Origin of the sequence: Cellulomonas rhizosphaerae, assembly GCF_003470205.1 — a bacterium.
Classification (GTDB): Bacteria; Actinomycetota; Actinomycetes; order Actinomycetales; family Cellulomonadaceae; genus Cellulomonas; species Cellulomonas rhizosphaerae.
In genome coordinates, this window is record NZ_QWKP01000057.1 from 1 (window position 1) to 3,738 (window position 3,738).

Here is a 3,738-nt window from a genome sequence, read left to right on the forward strand (position 1 = left end):
CACCGAGAGGTCCCACGGGACGGCGAAGCCCGAGCGTCGCGCCACGTCGAGCGCGGCGACGGCCATCTGGTCGGACCCGTAGACGATCGCGGTCGGCGCGCTGCCGCCCGTCAGGAGCCGGCGGGTCGCCGCGGCGGCCGCCTCGGGGGTTCCTGCGGTCGCCTCGTGCACGAGGACGCACGACGCCGGGTCCAGGACCTTCGTGAGCGCGTCGAGCCGCGCGTGGGTCCTGGCCATGACGTCCGGGCCTGTCACGAGGGCGACGTGGCGGTGGCCGAGCTCGAGCAGGTACCGGCCGATGCGCGCGAACGCCTCGCCCTCGTCGACCGTGACGGCCGCGAGCTCGTGCTCGCCCTGCCCGGCGCCGACGACCACGGTGGGCGCCCGCAACCGGCGCAGAGCGTCGATGCGCGGGTCCTCGACGAGGACGTCGGTCACGACCATGACGTCGAAGCGCCGCTCGGCCCACCACTCGCCGTAGAGCGCGACGGCCGCCTCGGGCCCGTCGACGAGCTGGAGCAGCAGTGCCAGGTTGCGCGTCGCGAGGACCTCCTGCAGGGCGATGACGAACTCGAGCACGTCGGTCGCCTGTGACGTCGTGCCCGAGCTGCCGTGGTCGAGCACGAGACCGATGGCGCGTGGGCCCGTGCGCATCGAGCGCGCGGCGGCGCTGGGTCGCCAGCCGAACTCGTCGGCGACGCGGAGCACGCGCTCGCGCGTCGCTGCCGAGACGCCCGGGCGACCGTTCAGGGCGTAGGAGACGACGGCGGTCGAGACGCCCGCGGCGCGGGCGACGTCGACGATCGTCGGGCGTCTGGGGGGCGTCGGGGACGCGGGTCGGGAGGGGGCGGGGGCCGTCGACGAGGACGGCGCGGAAGGTCCGGTTGATCCGGAGTCGTATGCATGTGTGACCACGATCACCTACTCTGACGCCCGATGCGGGTGAAACGCATCATCTCGGCTCCGACGATGTGGACGAGGGGTAGGGGGAATGACGACTGTCCGGCGCGGTCCCGCGCCACCGACGGCACGGCGCACCATCGGTGTGCTGTCTCCCGTGGTGGGCGGTTTCTACTTCGGCGCGTTGATCGCGGGCGTCGCGCGAGCGGCGCGCTCGGCTGGTCATCGCGTCGTCGCGGTGCAGACGTACCCCGCCGGGCTCGACCGTGAGCGGTACCCCGACGGCTCGATCCTGGACGCGCCGGTGGCACTCGGCGCGGTCGACGGCCTCGTCGTCGTCGGCAAGGCGCTGCGCAGCGACCGGCTCGCCACGGTGCAGCACTGGGGGCGCCCGGTCGTGCTGGTCAGCGAGCTGCCGCAGGGGCCGGACGACGTGGTCGTGGTCCCCGACAACGGCGGTGGCGTGCGCGCCGCGGTCGAGCACCTGCTCGGGCACGGGCACACCGCGATCGGGTTCATCGGCTCCCAGCTGCAGCTCGACATGCGCGAGCGGTTCGCGGCCTACCGCGAGACGCTCGCCGAGCACGGCATCGAGGTCCGCGACTCCTGGGTCTACGACGCCTCCGACAACCACGAGCAGGGCGGCGCCGACGCAGCGGCCAGGCTGCTCGCCGCAGGCGTGCCGACGACCGCGGTGGTCGCGGCGACGGACCGCAACGCGATCGGCTTCCAGCACGCGCTGCGGGCCGCCGGCCTGATCCTGCCGCGGGACCAGGCCGTCTTCGGCTTCGACCACGCCGACTCCGGCGCGCGGGTCACGCCGCGCCTGTCGACCGTCGACGCGCACTACGACCGCGTGGGCGCCAAGGCCGTCTCGCTGCTCCTGTCGCGGATGCGGGGCGAGGACGTCCCTGGCGGTGAGTACCGCGCGCCCTCGACGCTCGTGGTGCGCGAGTCCTGCGGCTGCACGGAGGCCGCGCAGTCCGCTCCCGCGACGTCGGCAGCACCCTCGGCCCGCAGCGGGTACCAGGCCCTGCGGGCGCTGGCGGAGACCGCGTTCGTCGGCCCGACGGGTGCGGGTGGCGCGCGCCGGACGGGCACCGCACCGCGCGAGACGTGGTGGCGCGCGGTGGTCGAGCCGCTCGAGACCGCGGGGGAGCGCGGGACGGTCCCGGGCTCGCCGACACTGACCCGCCTGGCCGACCTGACGGCCGCGATGCAACCGCATCCGGAGGCGCTCGAGCAGCTGGTCACGTGCCTGCGGGCGGTCGAGACGGACGTCGTGGAAGCGCTCCCGCACCCCGAGCACGAGCTCGCCGTGCGCCGGGCCGTCACCGAGGTGCTGCTGGCCGTCACGCAGGGCTGCACGCGCGCGATGCTGGCCCGCAGCGGGCAGCTCGAGCGCACGATCGTCGACCAGTACGAGGTCGACATGGACCTGCTGCGCGGCGACGGCGCGAGCCCGCGCGCGCTGGGCTGGCTGCCGCGCGGGGTCCGCGGGCACGCGTGCCTCGGGCTCTGGCTGGGTGCGGACCGCGGGCCGGGGGACCGCGAGATGGAGGTCGTCGGCGTGCACGACACGTCCGGCACGCTCTCGCGACTCGTCGGCATGCGCACCGTGGCCAGCGAGTTCCCGCCAACCGCGATGACGCGTGCCGGCACGGTCGGGTCCAACGAGCTCACCTTCGTCGTGCCGGTCACCTTCGGCGGCAGCGACTGGGGGCTGCTCGCGATCGACGGCACCGTCGAGACGCGGGCGACGAGCGCGCGCGACCGGTTCAACCACTGGGCGGCCCTGCTCGCCGTGGCGCTCGACCAGGAACGGCTGCTGGCCAACCTGCGCGAGCAGCGGCGGGCGCTCGAGCAGGCGGCCGCACGCGAGCGGTCGCTCGCCGACACGGTCCGGGCGAGCGAGGAGCGGTACGCCCTGGCGTCGATGGCCGCGCACGACGGGACGTGGGACTGGGACGTCTCGGCGGGCACGGTCTACTACTCGCCGCGCTGGAAGCAGACGCTCGGGTACGACGAGGACGTGGTCGGGGACTCGCCCGCCGAGTGGCTCGAGCGCGTGCACCCGGCCGACCGCGACGAGCTGTCCGCCGCGATCGCCGCGCAGCTCGCCGGCACGGGGACGCCGCTCGAGCTCGAGCACCGCGTGCGGGCGTCGTCGGGCGACTACCGCTGGATGCTGTGCCGGGCCGTGACGGTCCTCGACGACGCGGGCTGCCCGGCGCGCCTCGTCGGCGCACTGGTCGACATCACCGAGCGCAAGCAGGCCGAGCTCGCGTTGCAGCGCGACGCGCTGCGCGACCCGGAGACAGGGCTGCCGAACCGGTTGCTGTTCCTGGACCGGCTCGGGGCCGCGCTGCTGCGCACGCGCCGTTCCGAGCGGTACGACTGCGCCCTCGCGGTGGTCCGCGTGCTGCACGCGCCGACGATCCCGACGCAGGGCCGGGCGGAGGCGGACGGCGAGCCGCCCGTGGACCTGCACCGCGAGCTGGTCCGCCGGCTGCGAAGCACGGTGCGCGAGGGCGACACCTCCGCGCGGATCGCCGACGACGGGTTCGCGGTGCTGATCGACGACGTCGGTGCCGGGGGAGTGCCGGCACGCCTGGCCGAGCTGCTCGCCCAGCTGCAGGCGGAGCTCGGCACCCGCGTCGCGTTCGGCGTGCTCGGCAGCATCCGCGGGTTCCGCGACGTCGACGACGTGCTGCGCGAGGCGGACATCACGCTCCTGCGCGGCGGCCCGGGACGGGGACGGTCGGAGACGCGTCCGGTGATCCGCTAGGAACAACGGTGCCCCCGAACGACGGAGCCCCGCCACCCCCAGGGGGTGGC

At 75.1% G+C, this 3,738-nt stretch carries 2 protein-coding genes; one reads left to right on the top strand and one right to left on the bottom strand.

The annotated features are described in order from the left end of the window. The coding region (locus tag D1825_RS00820; RefSeq protein ID WP_138067120.1) for a LacI family DNA-binding transcriptional regulator at window positions 1-915 on the bottom strand (915 nt) is incomplete at its 3' end. A 130-nt stretch (window positions 916-1,045) separates the two neighbouring features. On the opposite strand from D1825_RS00820, the gene D1825_RS00825 reads away from it, so the two are divergent. After that, a complete protein-coding gene (locus D1825_RS00825; RefSeq protein WP_233549545.1) occupies window positions 1,046-3,688 on the top strand; it encodes a substrate-binding domain-containing protein in 2,643 nt (880 codons plus the stop codon). Window positions 3,689-3,738: the final 50 nt, after the last annotated feature.